The organism is Bacillus sp. FSL W8-0770 (assembly GCF_038008705.1).
GTDB lineage: Bacteria > Bacillota > Bacilli > Bacillales > Bacillaceae_G > Bacillus_A > Bacillus_A cereus.
The window spans coordinates 155,001-173,835 of record NZ_JBBOZR010000001.1 but is presented as its reverse complement, the minus strand read 5'-3'; the positions used below and the strand labels follow the sequence as shown (position 1 = coordinate 173,835).

The window sequence follows — 18,835 nt, the reverse complement described above, 5'->3', positions numbered from 1 at the left end:
TAGATGAAAAAGGTATTATTAAGCATTGTAAGCGGAGCAGTATTATTATTAGGCGCATGTAGCGTGAGTTCAGATAAAGAGGTAAAAGCATTAGACGAGAAAAAGATTACTGTCGGTGTAACAGGTGGACCACATGAACAAATTTTTGAAAAGGTAAAAGAAGTTGCAGCAAAAGATGGTCTCGAAATTGATATAAAAGTATTTAATGATTATGTAGCGCCAAACGTATCTTTAGATGAAAAAAGCCTTGATGTAAATAGCTACCAAACGAAATCGTATTTAGATGTATTTAAAGCTGAACGCAATATGAAATTAGCTGAAGTATTTTCAACAGTAACATTCCCTATGGGCGTATATTCTAAAGATATAAAAGATGTAAAAGACTTAAAAGAGGGCGACGCAATTGCTGTACCAAATGACCCAACGAATGAACTTCGAGCTTTAAAATTATTTGAAAAAGCAGGGGTTTTAAAAGTTGATCCGAAGGCTACAGAAAAAGCGACTGCAAAAGATGTAATTGAAAATCCAAAAAAATTAAAGATTGTCGAATTAGAGGCATCTCAATTACCAACACAACTAAGTGAAGTGAAAGCAGCTGCTATTAACACAAACTTTGCATTAGGTGCAAAATTAAGTCCAGCGAAAGATTCTATCTTCCGCGAAGGAAAAGATTCACCATATGTGAACTGGGTCGTTGTTCGTACTGAAAATAAAGATGATGCCGTTGTAAATAAATTAAAGAAAGCTTATCAGTCTAAGGAAGTAAAAGAGTTTATCGAGAAAAAATTTGATGGTTCAGTTTTACCATCTTGGTAGGAGCTGACGATAATGATTGAATTACAAAACATATCCAAAGTATTTACAACAAAAAAAGGGAATGTTGAGGCTCTTAAGTCTACTTCCCTTAAAGTAGAAAAAGGCGAGGTATTTGGAATCATTGGGTATAGTGGCGCTGGTAAAAGTACATTGATTCGATGTGTAAATTTATTAGAAAAACCAACGACAGGAAATATCATTGTAAACCAACAAGACTTAACAACATTATCGACAAAAGAACTAGCAAAAGCGAGACAAAGAATCGGAATGATCTTCCAAGGATTCAATTTACTTAAAACTGTTACCGTTTATGAAAATATCGCATTACCGTTACGGCTTGCTGGCATTCCAAAAGCAGAAATTGAAAAAAGAGTAGAAAAGTATTTACGCATTGTCGATCTTTTTAATCGAAAAGATGCGTATCCAAGCGAACTTTCTGGTGGTCAAAAACAGCGTGTTGCAATTGCTCGTGCGCTATCACATGAACCTGAAGTGTTATTAAGTGATGAAGCAACGAGCGCATTAGATCCCGAAACAACCGATTCTATCCTTGATTTGTTATTAAAGATTAACGAAGAAATCGGAATTACGATTTTACTCATTACACATGAAATGAATGTCATCCAGCGTATATGTGACCGCGTTGCTGTTATGGAACATGGATCTGTAGTCGAAAGTGGGACTGTAAAAGATATTTTCACAAACCCACAACATGTAACAACGAAGAAATTTGTAAATAGCGCATTTGCAGCGAAAATTCCAGAAGAGGTACAGAAAGAACTACAAAGTACTGGAGAAATTGTAACACTTTCATTTATTGGCACTACTTCAGGGGAACCTGCCTTAGCCGTTGCCACAAAACGTTTCCAAGTGTATCCGAATATTTTATCCGGTAATATTACGCAGTTAAAACATGAAACATATGGGAAACTAGTCGTTCATATGCAAGGGGAACAAAATGAAATCCACCGTGTTTTATCATTTTTACAAGGGCAAGGAATCATCGTAGAAGGAGGTAGAACAGACTATGGGAAACAAGTCCTTTTTGGATGAATGGGGTAAAGTCATATGGGAAGCAACAATCCAAACATTTCAAATGACATCTATTTCATTACTCATCTCGATCCTTATTGCACTGCCACTTGGCGTCACACTTGTTTTAACGAGACCTGGTGGGCAACGTGAAAATAAAATCATCTATCCTATTCTTAATACAATTATTAATATCATTCGCTCTCTTCCATTTATCATTCTATTATTCTTCATCTTACCTTTTACAAAGTTTCTAATGGGAACGTCCATTGGCGTGCAAGGTGTTATCGTACCGCTTGTCGTCTTCACAGCCCCTTATATCGCACGTTTAATGGAGACAGCTTTACTAGAAGTCGATCGCGGTGTCATTGAAGCCTACCAAGCGATGGGCGTTTCTACTATAAAAATCATTTGGCACGTTATGGTGAAAGAAGCACGTCCCTCCCTTGTACTCGGATTAACAATCGCAACGATCGGCTTAATCGGCGCAACAGCAATGGCTGGCCTTGTAGGTGCTGGCGGGCTAGGGGATTTAGCATACCGCTTCGGACATTTACGCTACGAGCCTGAAGTAATGTATGCAACTGTCTTTATTTTAATTATCCTCGTTCAAGGATTACAGTCTTTAGGGAATGGTGTTGCACGAAGATTGAAGAAAGATTAAAAAAGAAGGCATCTCACCCTGGTGAGATGCCTTCTTTTTTATCTTTTAAATCCACCTTCTGAATGAATAACTTGCCCAGTAATCCACTCGGCTTCTTCACTTACTAGAAATTTAATGAGTCTAGCTGCATCCCTTGGCTCACCAATTCTGCCAAAAGGAAACATCGGCTTTAACCCTTGTTTTATCTCTTCAGTCATCCATCCTGTATCGGTTGGTCCTGGATTAATTGCATTCACTGTTATTCCTAAATGAGCTACCTCTGCTGACAACGTACTAGTAAGAGCATCAATAGCTCCCTTCGTTGTCGCATAAGCTAGTTCTCCTGCCATAGGACCTTGAAATTGCCCCGAAGTAATATTAACAATTCTACCACCAGATTTCTTATCAAATCCCCGAGAAAATTGACTACTTAACAGGGTACTCGCACGAACATTTACCATATAATGCTTATCTAATTCTTCAACAGTCAACGTAGAGAAATCATTATTCGTAGAATATGCTGCATTATTAATTAATATATGAGGGTACCCTAATTGTTCAGTAACTTTATTTATAAGCTCTTTTGGTGCATCATTCTGAGTTAAATCTAACTCCATACTTGATACTTTAACACCGTTTTTTAGTAACTCTTCTTTTAATTGTATTTGTTCATTTTTATCAACGCCCCAAGGCATCTCTTTATCGTAAGCTGTCCAATACGTAAAAAATATATCGTATCCTGATTCAGCTAATTCTTTACAAATCGCTGCCCCTATACCATCTAGACGACTTACCCCTGTAATAACTGCTACTTTATTTTTTAATTGGTTCATCATATACTCCTCCAAGTTTAAAGGACGCATATTTTATATAAGAGATATAAACTTTCCCACAAAAAAGACAGATACATAAAATAGACACCTATCCTTATAAAAGGGATGTACAAGCCAAATATGCATTCCTTGAATGATTTACAGATAACTAAATAAACCCTCGCTTATGAGAGCAAAATTTATCTATCTAGTAGTTTCTAATCATTACAAGTTCATCCACATATTGAGTCTTTGTCTCCTTTACATATATCTCTATTCTTAGTTTATCAAAGCAGATAAAATGTTACAAAAAATAAAACAATTATTCACAACCTATCCTTGTTCACATTCTCTCCATTGTGAATCTTTTCACATTGGATATATAATAAACGTGTAAATACAATATTGGAGGGATTTCAATGGTTATCAATTTTTTAAGAACTGATAAACGTGCTACTTTCATATTATTACTTTTACGGCTTTACATAGGATATACATGGTTCGCTGCTGGGATAGGCAAAGTCTTCGGACAATCTTTTGACGCAAGTGGCTTTCTAAAGGGTGCTATTGCTCAAGCATCAGGGGACCACCCTGCAGTACAAAGTTGGTGGGCAGATTTCCTTCAACATTTTGTCCTTCCAAACGCAGACCTATTTAGCTTTTTAGTTCAATGGGGAGAAATTTTAGTAGGTCTAGGTTTAATTTTAGGCGGATTAACAAAAACAGCTGCATTTTTCGGAATCATAATGAATCTTTCATTTTTATTAAGCGGAACTGTTAGTGTAAACCCAAACCTGCTTATTTTGACTATGTTCATTTTAGTTGCAGGGCAGAACGCTGGACGTATTGGATTAGATGGCTATGTTTTCCCTAAACTTTTCCGTAAAAACAACCACGGAATATATAAATTAAGTAAAACTGCGTAGTAAGAATTTACTTTTAAAATATAAATAAGAAAAAGAGCCTGAATATAGGCTCTTTTTCTTATTTATCCTAATTTAAACTTTTAACGAACCACGAAAACCTCTGGCAGCATAGTAAGAGTCTGCTCCATTGTGGTACACGAAAACATGTCCAAAGCGATAATCGCAAAATAGAGCACCACCAAGCTCTCTAATATCTGAAGGTGTTTGTACCCAACTCGATGATTTCATATCAAAATCTCCAAGTTGTTGCAATTCCCGATATTGTTCTTCCGTTAATAGTTCAATGCCCATAGCATTGGCAACATCAATAGCGTTATTTTCTGGTTTATGCTTTTTTCTTGATTCTAACGCTTCAAGATCATAACAAAGACTTCTGCGGCCTTTAGGACTCTCCTTTGAACAATCATAGAAAGTATATTCGTCCTTTTCTTCATCATAACCAATAACATCCGGCTCACCACCAGTTACTTCCATTTCGTTAAGTGACCATAATTTTTCAGCATTAGCTTCTATCTTCGCTTCAACTTTAGCCCATTCAAGACCTTCATGGCGGTTCATGTTTTTCTCAAAACGAGCTTGCAATACTTTCAATAACTCTTCACGTTTTTCTACTAATAAGTCATTTTTATTTCCTGTCATATTAGTCCTCCCTGATATATGTACTGATAGTAGTTTAAGTATATATTTTATAATAAATCATCTCAATATGAAGACCGTTTCGATCATATATCTTGTACAAACATCTATTACAAAGTCCTAAAACCCTCCATACTCTCTTCAAGCATATAGTGTGAAAACCACCTCAAGTTCTGCTTCATAATAGCCACATGAACTCCTGGTTGGTCAGAACTATATGCCATTCCTTTAAATATAATTAATTCTGTATCAACTTCCATATCCATTAATCCTTGATATAGATCATATGCATTTGTAATTGGAATTCTTGCATCCTTTTCCCCATGTTGAATTAAGGTAGGCGTACAAGCTGATTTAATATACGTCATAGGTGATGTCTTCGTATATATATCTGGATCATTCCATGGAGTATTTCCTAAATACATTCTAATAAAGTAAGGTATATCTGTATTTACGTAATGGGTACTCCAGTTAGTTATTCCACCGCCAACTGAAATAGCTTTAAACCTGCTACTAAATGTAGAACAGAAAGCTGATACATATCCACCGTTGCTCCATCCCATAACTCCTACTCTATCTTTATCTACTATCCCTTGATCAACTAGTTTATCAACTCCTGATATAACATCGTCGTAGTCAGCAATCCCCTGTTTTCTATAGTTAGCTTTTAAAAATTCATTACCATAACCTGAACTTCCTCTGTAATTTGGCTCTAAAACGATAAAGCCTTTTTCAACAAACTGTTCAATCGGATATTTCTCATTGAAGCAGTCTGAAAATATCGGAAAAGATGCCCAAGCCGGACCACCGTGAATTACTACTAATAAAGGATATTTTTTATTAGTGTCAAACTCTACTGGCGTTGATAAAACACCTTCTATTTCAAGACCATCACTACTTTTCCATGAGATGATTTCCCTGTTACTTTTAAGTTTCCCTTTGAAAAAGCTATTTTCATCCGTTATTTTTTTATCGTCTAAATAGATTTCAAAGGTTTCATTTGTTATAGCCTTATTATAGGTTATATGATTTCCATCCTTTGTTATAGAAGCATCCATTATAAAGCCATCTACTTTTTCGCTTAATATTTCCACAGTGCCATCTTCGGCTAGCAATCCAATAAGATAATTCGTTTTATTCTGCCACCTAATTAAAATCCCTTTAGCTGTCCACTGTAATGGCATAACCGTACTATCAAAATCTGTTACAGGTTGAATTACCTCTCCGGTATTTATATCATATATCTCTAACGTACTATCTTGTATATGGTTTCTATAGTAATCCTTCTCTCTTATGCTTGCTGTGTAACATATTTTACTGCCGTCAGGAGAAAAGCAAACACTCCCTCCCAACAATTTATCCACATTTAGCTTTTGTAGCTCTCCAGCTTTAATATGGAGTATGTATAGATCTCCATTTATATAATCTGCCATATTTGAGCTTGGTGTCGCCATAAATACAACCTTTTTACCATCATTTGAAATATCAAATTCATGGATATGAAAATCCTTACCATCCGTTAATTGATAAACAACTCTGTTCTCGTGTTCATCTGTATCACTTTGTATCACCTTTTCTATTTCAATGTAATATAAACAATTATTCTGGTGTTCCTTACCAATATGTTGAAAATCTCCATATAGGTCCTTACGTTTCTTTATCTCCTCACATTCTTTTGACTGCGTAACATAATAAAGCTCCTTGCCAGTAGGCCCCCATTCGAATGTACTGACTCCTTCTTTCTCATCAGTAATTTGAACTTCGCTATAATCATCTAGCGACTTAACAAATATCTGATTTTCCCCATCACCAACTGGACTAAGATATGCGATACACCTAGCATCTGGAGACCATAATGGGTGTGTACTATCTATATCCCCATTTGATAATGGGTAACTCTGCTTCTTATCTTTTTCATATATCCATACATGATTCCTATATGTATTGTCTTTCCAATCAGCCGTCTTCTTAACAAATGCTACGTTTTTACCATCATCACTTATGTTTGTACTTGATACGGTTGGTAATGAAATAATCTCTTCTATACTTAAATATGTTTTTGCTTTCACTTTCATATAATAAGCCCCCTTGTAATGTCCATGAATCTACCGTCTCTTCTTGTCGTAATAAAGGAAATTGTTCACGGATACTTAAAATAGTAACGGAAAATTCAGATAAATAAAAGTGAATCCGATAAAGTAAAACTTTAATCTATAGGGCTCTTTCCGCTTATCAATTTTAGATGTTCTTTTTCGACACAAAAACACCCCTTTTAGATACAAATTTGTAAATTTATTTTAAAGCTATAACTATATGTTGGTTTGGAATAAAATTTGATAAAAATGAAGTCACAAATCTTTATTTAACAACAAAAAAATTCATTTTGAAAAAACGATTGATCAAAATAGAATTACTCTTTTTAACTAAGTATGAGATTTTCATAAAAAAATTTTAATCAAAACTCACTTAGAATCTTTACTTGAAGAATAAAGCTTCGCATCTTTTTTGTGAACATCGTTAAACTAAGATAAATTTTGACCGAATCTGTAATTAATTGTAAAATATTACACATAGAAAGGTATTATAAAATAAATATAGAAGGGGTATGTTTTTTAGTTTTAAAGGGGCTAAAGCACATCTATTTTATGTTTTTAGAGGGAGAATTGAAAAATCATATGAAGAATTTCAAAAAGAGTACAGGTAAAATTTTACTAGCATCCGGATTAGTAGTTTCTATGTCAGCTTGTAGTGTAACTAGTTTATTTGGAGAAAAAGAAAAAACAAATGCTGAATCTGGTAAACAAGAAAGTAAAGAAACTAAGACAGAAGGTAAATCATCTGAAACAAAGGAAAAATCAACTAACTCAAAAGAAGAAAGTAAAGATGTTAAGATGATTATGGTTTTACCTGAGGATTACCCACAACTTATGGTAGACATTGAAGAAGACTTATTAAGACGTCTAGATTACTATGATGCTTCTGTGAGGGATAATAAAAAGGGAAGTAAGTCAAATGAAGAGGTACGAGATAGTATTAAAGACTTAGATAAAGTATTTAATAAAATAGAGCGTATAGATGCACCAGGAAAATACAAGGAAGATCATAAGGAAATTGTAAAAGCTGTTCAAAAGTTAAAAGAATCTTTCAAAGAAGTATCGAAGTTATTTGATTACTCTAAAACACTTAAAGATACGGATGATGCAATCATAGATAAAGCAAACAATAAATTAGATGAAGCAAAACGCATTTGGAAACCTGTATTTGATAAGTTAAAAGCGGAAGCTAAGAGTAGTTCAACAACTACTTCTACAACAAGTGGTACTAGTTCTTCTAACTCACCGAGTTTATCTAGTGGTAATACAGTTAAAACATACAGTACCCAAGATAAAACTGGTATATTCAAAGGAAAAATTGATACACCAGACGAGGGTTCGGCTAAGTTTAAGAATGTACAGAACAACTATAAAGACGGTACAGAGCTTGTAGGTAATTGGGGTATTGATTACGGAGACGGAGTCAAAACTACGTTAGTCCTAAAAGCAGATAAGACATTTGAAACATATGCAAATGGTTCTTATCCAAATAAAGATAATTACTTAACAGGAACATACCAAGCAGACGTTTCTTCCCATCAGTTAACGCTAATGGTGGAAAAAGGAACTCAAAATGGTCAAGAAGTGAAATTGGAAAGACCTATTTATTCATCATATGAGGTTAAAAATTTAGATGGTAAAGCATTACAGATTTTCCACATAGACGAACAAGTAACAATTTGTTATGTAAAACAATAAATAACTAAAAGAACTCTGTAAAATGATTTTTACAGAGTTCTTTTCTTAGTTTTAATTTATTATAAACGATCAGACTTTTTTATAAACTATCAAAATTTATTTCAAACGCATAACTATATTTATTAACCTACCAATCTCCTACTCAACAGTAACAGACTTAGCTAAGTTACGTGGCTTATCAACGTCACACTCGCGGTGAAGTGCTGCGTAGTATGAGATAAGTTGTAATGGAATAACTGCTACTAGCGGTGCTAGCGCTTCGTGTACAGCTGGTAATACGAAGCTGTCACCTTCCATTTCTAAGCCTTTCATTGAGATGATACATGGGTTAGCCCCGCGTGCTACTACTTCTTTCACGTTACCACGAATTCCAAGGTTTACGTGCTCTTGTGTAGCAAGTGCGATAACTGGTGTACCATTTTCAATTAAAGCGATTGTACCGTGTTTTAACTCTCCTCCAGCGAATCCTTCTGCTTGGATGTAAGAGATTTCTTTTAGTTTTAACGCACCTTCTAATCCTACGTAGAAGTCTACGCTACGGCCGATGAAGAAACAGTTACGCGTTGTTGCTAAAAATTGTTTTGCTAATGCGTCCATTTCTTCTTTTTGATCACAAAGTTCTATCATTGCATTTGCTACAAGTCCTAGTTCGTGTGTTAAATCGAAATCAAGAACTTCACCTTTTGCTTTAGCAATATCAGCCGCTAAAATTGAAAGTACTGCAAGCTGTGCTGTGTAAGCTTTCGTTGATGCAACTGCAATTTCTGGTCCAGCGTATAACGGAAGTGTATAATCAGCTTCACGAGAAAGCGTAGAACCAGGCACGTTTGTAATTGTTAATGCTTTATGACCCATTTCATTTGTTTGTACAAGTACTGCACGGCTATCAGCTGTTTCACCACTTTGTGAAATGTAAATGAAGAATGGTCTTTCTGTTAATAATGGCATGTTGTAAGAGAATTCACTTGCCACGTGTACTTCAACTGGCATTTTTGCAAACTTCTCGATAAATTGTTTTCCAACAAGACCTGCATGATAACTCGTTCCACATGCAATGATGTAAATACGATCGCTATCTAAAATCGCATTGCGGATGTCTTGATTTAATTCAATTTCGCCATTTTCATCTTGATACTTTTGAATTATATTACGGATTACAAGTGGTTGCTCATCGATTTCTTTAAGCATGAAATGAGGATATGTTCCCTTTTCAATATCACTTGCGTCTAATTCCGCTGTAAACGGTGCACGTTCAATCGTTTCACCTTGTAAGTTTTTAATTGTAATACTTTCTTTCGTTACGATTACGATTTCTTTATCCATTAACTCAATGAATTGATCTGTAACTTGTAACATCGCCATAGCGTCGCTTGCCACAACATTAAAGTTGTCACCAACACCTACTAATAGCGGGCTTTTGTTTTTAGCAACATAAATCATGTTTGGATTTTCAGCATCAAGTAATCCGATTGCATAAGAGCCATGTAAAAGAGATAGCGTATTACGGAACGCTTCTTCTACACTTAATCCTGTGCTCACTTGTTGTTCCATAAGCTGTACGATAACCTCTGTATCTGTTTCACTTACGAACGTTACATCTTGTAAATATTCCTTTTTCACTAATTCATAGTTTTCAATTACACCGTTATGAACTAATGTAAAGCGTTTTGATGTACTTTGATGCGGATGCGCGTTTACTTTACTTGGAACACCGTGTGTAGCCCAGCGTGTGTGTCCGATACCTACGCTTGCTGCTACGTTCTCATCTACGATTTCACGAAGTTTTGCGATACGGCCTTTTTCTTTGTATACAACAACACCGTTCTCTGCTTGTACTGCAATACCTGCTGAATCATATCCACGATATTCTAGCTTTTCTAAACCTTTTAATAAAATTTCCTTTGCATCTTGCTCTCCAATAAATCCTACGATTCCACACATGTTTAGTCGCCGTTACAAATGCTTACACTGCTCTGCGAACATGTAACGACATAGTCCGATACCATTTTTATTTATACTAAAAAACGGATTACATATTGCTAGCCCTGTAAGCTTGTAACGGCTTTCACCTTCCTCTCGATTGGGTTTAAGTCCGTATATACTTATACAGCTAGTTTTCATCCGTTCCTCTTCTCTCATCACACTTTCACCTTTGTCCACTAAGTCACCTTAATGATTTAAGTAAAAGCTTGCGGTTGTGATGAACAACCGGGAGTCATCCGCCGAAATCTCGATAAACCCCACCTCGTCAACTACACTATTTGTAGTTCTGGCGCTTTTATAATTTACAATATTTCCTTTGAGAAAAAGAACAAGACCATCTTATAACAAACATGGATAAACCGTCAATGAAATTTTTTTCATCGTCTATAAAACATATGAAAAAGGAGCACTTTTTGTGCTCCTTTTTCATATAAATTCAGCTAATTATTCAGCGCCAACTTCGGCTTTCACAACTTCTACAATGCGATGTACATATGCATCACAAACTTCTTGTGTTGGTGCTTCTGCCATTACACGAATAAGTGGCTCTGTTCCAGATGGACGAACAAGAATACGACCATCACCGTTCATTTCTTCCTCTACAACACGAATAATTTCTTTGATTTTTTCATTTTCTAATGCTAATTTTTTATCTGTTACACGAACGTTTACTAGCAATTGTGGGAATTTCGTCATTTCTCCTGCAAGCTCAGATAATGGCTTTTTCGTCATTTTCATGATGTTTACAAGTTGAAGTGCACTTAACATTCCATCACCAGTTGTAATGTAATCAAGTAAGATAATATGGCCTGATTGTTCTCCACCTAGGTTGTAACCTCCGCGCTTCATTTCTTCCATTACGTAGCGGTCACCAACTGCTGTTTTATCACTTGTAATATTATTTGCTTCAAGTGCTTTGTAGAAACCTAAGTTACTCATAACAGTTGAAACAACTGTATTATGTTTTAATTGACCAGTTTCTTTCATGTACTTCGCACAAATGAACATAATTTGATCACCGTCAACGATGTTTCCTTTTTCGTCTACAGCAATTAAACGGTCGCCATCGCCATCAAAAGCAAGTCCTATATCCGCTCCTTTTTCTTTTACCAATTCAGCTAAGCCTTCTGGATGTGTAGATCCTACACCCTCATTAATATTCATACCATTTGGGGAAGTTCCCATCGTTGAAATATCAGCTTCTAGGTCTGCAAATAAGTATGGAGCTAGAGAAGAAGTTGCACCATGTGCACAATCTAAAGCGATATGTAGGCCAGAGAAATCTTCTTCAACAGTTTGTTTAATGTACTGTAAATATTTTTGTCCACCTTCAAAGTAATCGCTCACTTGTCCAAGATTAGTACCTGTCGGACGTGGTAGTTCATCAACTTCTTTGTCTAATAAAGCTTCAATCTCAGCTTCTTGCTCATCTGTTAATTTAAAGCCGTCTGAACCAAAGAATTTAATACCGTTATCTTGTACTGGATTATGAGATGCAGAAATCATAACACCCGCTTGTGCGTCTAGTGCTTTTGTTAAATAAGCAACGCCCGGTGTAGAAATAACGCCAAGGCGCATTACTTCTGCTCCAGTTGATAATAGCCCTGCTACTAAAGCTCCTTCTAACATATGGCCAGATACACGTGTATCACGACCGATAATTACTTTTGGACGATCTGTATCTTTTGTTAATACATAACCACCAAAACGTCCAATTTTGAAAGCTAATTCAGGTGTTAACTCCTTATTTGCAACTCCGCGTACTCCATCTGTACCAAAATATTTACCCATTATGATTCGCTCCTTTTTCTTGCTCTTTTTGATTGTGATTATCTACTGTTGGTTCTTGACTCGTTTCTTTATCTTTATCTTGATTTTGATTTTGGTTTTGATTCTTTTCCTGTTCTTTTTCTGAATCAGGTTCAGGATTTTTTGGTTTCTCATTTTGATTTTCTTGATCGGTGTTTGAATCCGGTTGTTGACCGTTACCCTGTACTTCTTTATCTGGTTTTTCTTTCTTCACAATAGTAACTTTAGCACTTTTTTGTTTTGGCTCTATTGAAATATTACCAGGACCACTCACTTGAATGGAAATATCTTTCGTTCCTGGAGATACATTTTGCAGATTAATTACCGCTGTTATTTGAGCAGCTGTTATTTTATCTACTATACTTGCTTCTCCTGAAATATCAACACTTATCTTTCCATCTTGCGGCGAAAGTAGCTGAGCAGTAACATCTTTAGAAAGTCCATTTTTCTGGATTGGGATACCATCAATCGTTTTTGTTTTCGTTTGTTTTGTTTTTTGCACTCCCACCGAAACCTTCACTTGATTCGGTTTTGCACTTGTTACACCCTTGGGTAATAAAACAGAGGCATCGAATGTTGTAGACTCTGTCAATTGACTAAGATCTACTTCGACCCCCTCTAGCGATTGTATATTATCCAAAATATCTTTTGGACCTGCTATCGTTACTTCTCTCGGCTCAACACTGATATTTGTAACTGCCAATCCTTCTGCTAAACTCCCCTTCTTCGTATACGTTACAGGAACAGTTTTTTCAGTATTATTGGCTGTAGTTTGCGTTGCCACATTCAACGTTACACTAATCTTAGATGGACTTGTTCTTACATTTAAACGTTTTCCTTCTTTATTGTATAATGTAACTTCGGGCGTTTTTGTAACAGTTTTATTAACACCTTTTAAATCAACATACGCTTTGGCAGATGAAATACTTTCAATTTCTTCTTTCGTCCCAACTACCTCAACAGTATCCGGTTTAAGGCTTGATTTTTCTAGTGTAGTCCCCGCTGGCATCTGATCCTCATTTGATAATTTCAGATCTACATGAACATATTTTCTCGCCTTTTCATGAAGAGTAACTTTAATTGTTGATGGCTGAACTGTTCCTTTCACATCATCTGGAAGCCCGTTCGTTTTTAAAGAAATCTCATAAGTTCCTTTTGGACTATCTCGCAAATCAATCGGTATATCAAATTGTTTTTTTGCTTTTGCTGTAGCAACTGATGCTTTTGGGCCTTCTAATTTCACCTTAACGCCCTCTGCTGGAATACCACTTACAATATATTTCTCCTCATCATACTTAAGATTAATAGCATAATTAGTTAATGTTTCTTTCGTATCATTTGCAAAAGGTAATATACCTGATGTCGTATTTTTTTCAGTTAACGTCGCTGACATAAAAAGCATACACGCCAATAGTAATGAGATCCCTTTTAAAAACCAATGATTCTCCATTAACTTATCCATGACGCTTTCTCCTCCAATTCCATAAAGACGAAGAAGTCGTTTTTTCGTTTCCACTAAATTCAGCTAATAACATATCCTTCAGCTGTTCTGTCTTCAAATCACGATGCAACTTACCATTTTTCGTTAAAGAAATTTGACCAGTTTCTTCAGACACAACTACTGTAATACTATCAGTAACTTCACTAACTCCCATTGCAGCACGATGTCTAGTTCCTAATTCTTTAGAAATAAACGGACTTTCTGATAATGGAAGATAGCATGCTGCTGCTTTAATTGTACTTCCTTGCATAATTACCGCTCCGTCATGAAGAGGTGTATTTGGAATAAAAATATTAATAAGTAATTCCGACGATACGTTTGCATTCAGCGGAATACCCGTTTCCACATAATCACCCATACCGGTCTCTTTTGACAAAGTAATTAATGCACCAATTCTACGTTTCCCCATATATTCGGTTGCTTTTGCTATCGCTGTTGCAACCATTTCAGGTTCATCATCCTCATGTGTTCCAACACGCGAAAATAAACTTCCGCGCCCTAGCTGCTCAAGTGCTCTTCGCAATTCTGGCTGAAAGATAATAATAACGGCTAAAAATCCCCACGTTAATACTTGTTCAGTTAGCCAAGATAGCGTACGCAATTCAAGGAAAATACTGATCATCTTAACGACGATAATAACTGTAATCCCTTTTAAAAGTTGAACAGCTTTCGTCCCTCGGATTATAAGAATTAGCTTATATATAATAAACCATACAATGGCAATATCTAATGCCGTACTAAGATATTTCAAAATGGTCGTATCTTCAAAAGGCATGCTATCCCTTCCTCCTACTTACGAGCAATTCTATCCATATATTGAAATATTGTTTTATGCTCTATCTGTATGTATTTCCAACAACTAGTTAATTATACCATACATGAAACAAACGACAATTACAAACAACCCCCTTTAGCTCAAATTGGTAAGATGTCAACCATTTTTATTGTACAGTATAATATAAATCATTATTATACGCCTATTTTCAAATAAAAAAAGCAACTTCTCAGTTGCTTTTCTTACATTTATTTTAGTTTTTCACCGAATAAAGAACCCATTAAAGCAACTGCTGTTGTTGCCGTTCTATTTCTCTCATCTAAAATCGTATTTACCTCAACAAATTCAGCAGATGTGATAATATCAGCTTCTGCTAACATTTCCATCGCCAAATGACTTTCACGATAAGATAGACCGCCAATTACAGGCGTTCCAACACCTGGTGCATCATGAGGATCAAGACCGTCTAAATCTAATGATAAGTGTACACCATCAGTATGAGATAAATATGCGATTGTTTCTTCCATAACAGCCGTCATCCCCATCCGATCAATTTCATGCATTGAGAACACTTTAATACCTTCATTGCGAATGAAATCTTTTTCTCCTTCATCCAATGCACGCGCACCGATAATTACGACATTCTCTTTTTTCACCTTTGGATATGCTCCGTATAAATCTACAAGTGAAGAATGTCCATAACCTAAACTTGCTGCAAGTGACATACCATGAATATTTCCAGATGGTGAAGTTTCCTCTGTATTTAAATCACCGTGTGCATCATACCAAATAACGCCTAAGTTTTTATAATGTTTTGCTACACCAGCTAATGTACCGATAGCAATACTATGGTCACCACCTAATACAAGTGGAAAACGACCTTCTTCTATAATATGATCCACCTTACTTGCTAATTCATTACATACAGTTGCAACTTGTGTAAGGTTTCTTAATTTTGTATTTTCATCTATCTCTTTTTCTCTCTCTATACATATATCTCCCATATCTTTAACGTCATATCCAATTTCTTCAATTCTTTCAATTACCCCTGCATAACGGATCGCGCTCGGTCCCATATCAACTCCACGACGCATCTGTCCTAAATCCATTGGAACTCCAATAACTGAGATTTCTTTTTTCATAGATAGTATCCCCCTTTTATGCCTTCACTAAATATTTTAAATCTTTTATATAGTCTGACTCAACTCGACATTTTTCTGTATGGATATACAATTTATTCACTTATATTTATGCTGAAAACAAAATTTTAAGACTATTCTATGTATAAAGTTAACTTAATGAAACAATCGCAATCACTATTATTAAATAATAATAATAAAACACTCCTACATTTAGAAGTGTTTTTCTGATGCTATTTTCCATACTATTGCAATATTTTTTGTTGTCATTTCAATATTTTCTTCTACTACTTTATATGCTTCTTCTAGTGTCATCGGTCTCGTTGTAATACTAAATACCGCATCTATTCCTTTCTCGTACACAGCTGAATAATCAGATGATACAGACCCTCCAATAGCAATTACAGGCACCGAAAAACGTTTCGCACGCCCCGCAACACCCACAGGAGCCTTTCCATATGCAGTTTGTTTATCTATTCTACCTTCACCAGTTATAATGAGATTTGCATCTTCTATATGTTTATTGAAATTTGTGTAATCTAATACAATTTCAATGCCCCTCCGCAAGTCTCCCTTTAACACTGAAATAACAGCCGCTCCCATTCCTCCCGCTGCCCCTGCACCAGGTATTTCAGATACATCAAAAGATACATATTGTTTAAGCATATTCGCATAATGTTGTAAATTCTCATCTAGCTCTTTCATCATCTCTACATTTGCACCCTTTTGTCTCCCAAATATGAAAGATGCTCCCTGCATTCCGACTAATGGATTATCCACATCACATGCCGCTTCTATCTTTACCCCCTTTAAGCGTGGGTCCATTCGTGAAAAATCAATAGCAACAATCGAATGTAATGTGCCTCCAGATGGATCTATTACTTCACCCTTGTCATTTATAAATCTTACTCCTAAAGCTGCTAACATACCTGCCCCACCATCATTTGTAGCACTTCCTCCAAGTCCTAAAATTATGTACTCCACTCCTTGATCTAGCGCATGTAATATAAGTTCTCCTGTTCCTTTTGTCGTTGTAATAAGTGGGTTGCGCTTTTCTACTGGAACGTGCTGTAATCCTGATGCTGCTGCCATTTCAATAAACGCTGTCTTTTTATCTTTAGAAATGCCATAAAAAGCTTGTATACCTTCTCTAAGCGGTCCTGTCACACTAATTGATATAATTCTCCCCCCTGTAGCATCAACAAGTGATTCAACCGTCCCTTCTCCTCCATCTCCAATTGGTATTTTCACATACTCTGCATTAGGAAAAATTGCTCTAAAACCTCTTTCAATAGCTCCACATACTTCTATAGCTTTTAGGCTTTCTTTATATGAATCAGATGCAATAACAACTTTCACAATTATCTCCCCATCCCTTATTTTTACGTTTTCTTCATTTTAAACGACAAGTATAAAAGTTGTCTTTTTAAAAACAAAAAAAGCTTACATCATATGATGTAAGCTTTTTTATTTAGATGGAGCCTAGCGGGATCGAACCGCTGACCTCCTGCGTGCAAGGCAGGCGCTCTCCCAGCTGAGCTAAGGCCCCTTATTAATTAAGCGGAAGACGGGATTCGAACCCGCGACCCCAACCTTGGCAAGGTTGTATTCTACCACTGAACTACTTCCGCAAAAATGATGAGCCATGAAGGACTCGAACCTTCGACCCTCTGATTAAAAGTCAGATGCTCTACCAACTGAGCTAATGGCTCGTAAATGGCTGGGCTAGCTGGATTCGAACCAGCGCATGACGGAGTCAAAGTCCGTTGCCTTACCGCTTGGCTATAGCCCATTAATATTTACTAGTATGGTTATCTTTTCAAAAAAATAAACCCTCTCAGGTTATTTTAAAGAAAATGGTGGAGGGGGGCAGATTCGAACTGCCGAACCCGAAGGAGCGGATTTACAGTCCGCCGCGTTTAGCCACTTCGCTACCCCTCCGACATTTTAAATATATATGGTGGAGGATGACGGGATCGAACCGCCGACCCCCTGCTTGTAAGGCAGGTGCTCTCCCAGCTGAGCTAATCCTCCAAAAGTGGTGACCCGTACGGGATTCGAACCCGTGTTACCGCCGTGAAAGGGCGGTGTCTTAACCACTTGACCAACGGGCCAAAAAAGTTTTAAACCTATTCCCAAGCTTCCAACCGGGCTTGAACCGGTGACCTCTTCCTTACCATGGAAGTGCTCTACCAGCTGAGCTATGGAAGCATAATGGCTCCGCAGGTAGGACTCGAACCTACGACCGATCGGTTAACAGCCGATAGCTCTACCACTGAGCTACTGCGGAATAATATTAGCCTGGCAACGTCCTACTCTCACAGGGACAAGGTCCCAACTACCATCGGCGCTAGAGAGCTTAACTTCCGTGTTCGGTATGGGAACGGGTGTGACCTCTCTGCCATCATTACCAGACTTTTATCATTATAAACATTTCTTTCGAAATGTCAAGAAGAAATTTTAATGTATATTCCTTCAAAACTAGATAACATCGCTACATATTATATGGTTAAGTCCTCGATCTATTAGTATTCGTCAGCTCCACATGTCACCATGCTTCCACCTCGAACCTATCAACCTGATCATCTTTCAGGGATCTTACTAGCTTACGCTATGGGAAATCTCATCTTGAGGGGGGCTTCATGCTTAGATGCTTTCAGCACTTATCCCTTCCGCACATAGCTACCCAGCTATGCCCTTGGCAGAACAACTGGTACACCAGCGGTGCGTCCATCCCGGTCCTCTCGTACTAAGGACAGCTCCTCTCAAATTTCCTACGCCCACGACGGATAGGGACCGAACTGTCTCACGACGTTCTGAACCCAGCTCGCGTACCGCTTTAATGGGCGAACAGCCCAACCCTTGGGACCGACTACAGCCCCAGGATGCGATGAGCCGACATCGAGGTGCCAAACCTCCCCGTCGATGTGGACTCTTGGGGGAGATAAGCCTGTTATCCCCGGGGTAGCTTT

Annotated in this window: 15 protein-coding genes, 9 tRNA genes and 2 rRNA genes (1 of these 26 running past the window's edge); 5 read left to right on the top strand and 21 right to left on the bottom strand. The window is 36.9% G+C overall.

Features of this window, described 5'->3' with window-relative positions; all coding sequences use genetic code 11:
• Positions 1-3: 3 nt before the first annotated feature.
• From NST27_RS01010 to NST27_RS01000, 3 genes are read left to right on the top strand one after another with little or no spacing between them, the layout of a single operon-like run.
• Complete coding sequence (locus NST27_RS01010) at positions 4-816, top strand: MetQ/NlpA family ABC transporter substrate-binding protein (RefSeq protein WP_000756992.1); 813 nt, start codon at positions 4-6, stop codon at positions 814-816.
• 12 nt (positions 817-828) lie between these two features.
• Positions 829-1,869, top strand: coding sequence for a methionine ABC transporter ATP-binding protein (locus NST27_RS01005; protein ID WP_000571622.1), 1,041 nt, complete (start codon positions 829-831; stop codon positions 1,867-1,869).
• Positions 1,844-2,512: a methionine ABC transporter permease gene (locus NST27_RS01000; protein ID WP_000527151.1), complete on the top strand. Its 669-nt coding sequence runs from the start codon at positions 1,844-1,846 to the stop codon at positions 2,510-2,512. The genes NST27_RS01005 and NST27_RS01000 overlap by 26 nt, the downstream gene beginning before the upstream one ends.
• Before the next feature lie 38 nt (positions 2,513-2,550).
• Here the strand turns inward: NST27_RS01000 and NST27_RS00995 are convergent, their stop codons facing one another.
• Positions 2,551-3,327 (bottom strand): SDR family oxidoreductase, encoded by a 777-nt coding sequence (locus tag NST27_RS00995; RefSeq protein WP_001987627.1) that lies wholly within the window; start codon positions 3,325-3,327, stop codon positions 2,551-2,553.
• Positions 3,328-3,722: 395 nt separating this feature from the next.
• Between NST27_RS00995 and NST27_RS00990 the strand changes: the two genes are divergently transcribed.
• Entirely contained in the window at positions 3,723-4,229 is a 507-nt protein-coding gene (locus NST27_RS00990) for a DoxX family membrane protein (RefSeq protein WP_000236358.1), read from the top strand.
• 72 nt (positions 4,230-4,301) lie between these two features.
• On the opposite strand, the gene NST27_RS00985 is transcribed toward NST27_RS00990, so the two are convergent.
• On the bottom strand, positions 4,302-4,868 hold the full coding sequence (locus NST27_RS00985; RefSeq protein ID WP_000147389.1) for a DUF4256 domain-containing protein: 567 nt from the start codon (positions 4,866-4,868) through the stop codon (positions 4,302-4,304).
• Positions 4,869-4,975: 107 nt separating this feature from the next.
• Entirely contained in the window at positions 4,976-6,940 is a 1,965-nt protein-coding gene (locus NST27_RS00980) for a S9 family peptidase (RefSeq protein WP_000864890.1), read from the bottom strand.
• A gap of 588 nt (positions 6,941-7,528) precedes the next feature.
• On the opposite strand from NST27_RS00980, the gene NST27_RS00975 reads away from it, so the two are divergent.
• The gene (locus NST27_RS00975; protein ID WP_080009053.1) at positions 7,529-8,656 is read left to right on the top strand and encodes a DUF3994 domain-containing protein; all 1,128 of its coding nucleotides are present in this window, start codon (positions 7,529-7,531) and stop codon (positions 8,654-8,656) included.
• A gap of 138 nt (positions 8,657-8,794) precedes the next feature.
• On the opposite strand, the gene glmS is transcribed toward NST27_RS00975, so the two are convergent.
• From glmS to NST27_RS00885, 18 genes are all read right to left on the bottom strand, one after another.
• Positions 8,795-10,597, bottom strand: coding sequence for a glutamine--fructose-6-phosphate transaminase (isomerizing) (gene glmS / locus NST27_RS00970; RefSeq protein WP_000334163.1), 1,803 nt, complete (start codon positions 10,595-10,597; stop codon positions 8,795-8,797).
• A 12-nt stretch (positions 10,598-10,609) separates the two neighbouring features.
• Positions 10,610-10,795 carry a hypothetical protein gene (locus NST27_RS00965; protein ID WP_001206405.1) on the bottom strand — a complete coding sequence of 62 codons (186 nt, stop codon included), beginning with the start codon at positions 10,793-10,795 and terminating at the stop codon, positions 10,610-10,612.
• Positions 10,796-11,083: 288 nt separating this feature from the next.
• Complete coding sequence (gene glmM, locus NST27_RS00960) at positions 11,084-12,430, bottom strand: phosphoglucosamine mutase (RefSeq protein WP_000521476.1); 1,347 nt, start codon at positions 12,428-12,430, stop codon at positions 11,084-11,086.
• A complete protein-coding gene (locus NST27_RS00955) occupies positions 12,423-13,910 on the bottom strand; it encodes a CdaR family protein (protein ID WP_000359595.1) in 1,488 nt (495 codons plus the stop codon). The genes glmM and NST27_RS00955 overlap by 8 nt, the downstream gene beginning before the upstream one ends.
• The gene (gene cdaA / locus NST27_RS00950; protein ID WP_001115697.1) at positions 13,903-14,724 is read right to left on the bottom strand and encodes a diadenylate cyclase CdaA; all 822 of its coding nucleotides are present in this window, start codon (positions 14,722-14,724) and stop codon (positions 13,903-13,905) included. Before cdaA ends, NST27_RS00955 begins: the two co-directional genes overlap by 8 nt.
• Before the next feature lie 248 nt (positions 14,725-14,972).
• Positions 14,973-15,866 carry an arginase gene (rocF, locus tag NST27_RS00945; RefSeq protein ID WP_000711563.1) on the bottom strand — a complete coding sequence of 298 codons (894 nt, stop codon included), beginning with the start codon at positions 15,864-15,866 and terminating at the stop codon, positions 14,973-14,975.
• 210 nt (positions 15,867-16,076) lie between these two features.
• The gene (locus tag NST27_RS00940) at positions 16,077-17,222 is read right to left on the bottom strand and encodes a glycerate kinase (protein WP_000869583.1); all 1,146 of its coding nucleotides are present in this window, start codon (positions 17,220-17,222) and stop codon (positions 16,077-16,079) included.
• A 117-nt stretch (positions 17,223-17,339) separates the two neighbouring features.
• A tRNA-Ala gene (locus NST27_RS00935) sits at positions 17,340-17,412 on the bottom strand.
• A gap of 10 nt (positions 17,413-17,422) precedes the next feature.
• Positions 17,423-17,494, bottom strand: a tRNA-Gly gene (locus NST27_RS00930).
• An 8-nt stretch (positions 17,495-17,502) separates the two neighbouring features.
• Positions 17,503-17,575 (bottom strand) — tRNA-Lys (locus NST27_RS00925).
• Positions 17,576-17,580: 5 nt separating this feature from the next.
• Positions 17,581-17,655 (bottom strand) — tRNA-Gln (locus NST27_RS00920).
• A 65-nt stretch (positions 17,656-17,720) separates the two neighbouring features.
• A tRNA-Tyr gene (locus NST27_RS00915) sits at positions 17,721-17,804 on the bottom strand.
• A gap of 17 nt (positions 17,805-17,821) precedes the next feature.
• Positions 17,822-17,897: transfer RNA gene (locus NST27_RS00910), tRNA-Val, on the bottom strand.
• Positions 17,898-17,902: 5 nt separating this feature from the next.
• Positions 17,903-17,977: transfer RNA gene (locus tag NST27_RS00905), tRNA-Glu, on the bottom strand.
• 24 nt (positions 17,978-18,001) lie between these two features.
• Positions 18,002-18,074: transfer RNA gene (locus tag NST27_RS00900), tRNA-Thr, on the bottom strand.
• Positions 18,075-18,078: 4 nt separating this feature from the next.
• Positions 18,079-18,153: transfer RNA gene (locus tag NST27_RS00895), tRNA-Asn, on the bottom strand.
• A 9-nt stretch (positions 18,154-18,162) separates the two neighbouring features.
• Positions 18,163-18,278 (bottom strand): 5S ribosomal RNA (gene rrf, locus NST27_RS00890).
• A gap of 90 nt (positions 18,279-18,368) precedes the next feature.
• Positions 18,369-18,835, bottom strand: a 23S ribosomal RNA gene (locus NST27_RS00885) (it continues 2,455 nt past the right edge of the window).

Coding starts and splice junctions, on each gene's coding strand:
- NST27_RS01010 (WP_000756992.1), top strand. CDS start 4: ATGAAAAAGGTATTATTAAGCATTGTAAGCGGAGCAGTATTATTATTA.
- NST27_RS01005 (WP_000571622.1), top strand. CDS start 829: ATGATTGAATTACAAAACATATCCAAAGTATTTACAACAAAAAAAGGG.
- NST27_RS01000 (WP_000527151.1), top strand. CDS start 1,844: ATGGGAAACAAGTCCTTTTTGGATGAATGGGGTAAAGTCATATGGGAA.
- NST27_RS00995 (WP_001987627.1), bottom strand. CDS start 3,327: ATGATGAACCAATTAAAAAATAAAGTAGCAGTTATTACAGGGGTAAGT.
- NST27_RS00990 (WP_000236358.1), top strand. CDS start 3,723: ATGGTTATCAATTTTTTAAGAACTGATAAACGTGCTACTTTCATATTA.
- NST27_RS00985 (WP_000147389.1), bottom strand. CDS start 4,868: ATGACAGGAAATAAAAATGACTTATTAGTAGAAAAACGTGAAGAGTTA.
- NST27_RS00980 (WP_000864890.1), bottom strand. CDS start 6,940: ATGAAAGTGAAAGCAAAAACATATTTAAGTATAGAAGAGATTATTTCA.
- glmS (WP_000334163.1), bottom strand. CDS start 10,597: ATGTGTGGAATCGTAGGATTTATTGGAGAGCAAGATGCAAAGGAAATT.
- NST27_RS00965 (WP_001206405.1), bottom strand. CDS start 10,795: ATGAGAGAAGAGGAACGGATGAAAACTAGCTGTATAAGTATATACGGA.
- glmM (WP_000521476.1), bottom strand. CDS start 12,430: ATGGGTAAATATTTTGGTACAGATGGAGTACGCGGAGTTGCAAATAAG.
- NST27_RS00955 (WP_000359595.1), bottom strand. CDS start 13,910: ATGGATAAGTTAATGGAGAATCATTGGTTTTTAAAAGGGATCTCATTA.
- cdaA (WP_001115697.1), bottom strand. CDS start 14,724: ATGCCTTTTGAAGATACGACCATTTTGAAATATCTTAGTACGGCATTA.
- rocF (WP_000711563.1), bottom strand. CDS start 15,866: ATGAAAAAAGAAATCTCAGTTATTGGAGTTCCAATGGATTTAGGACAG.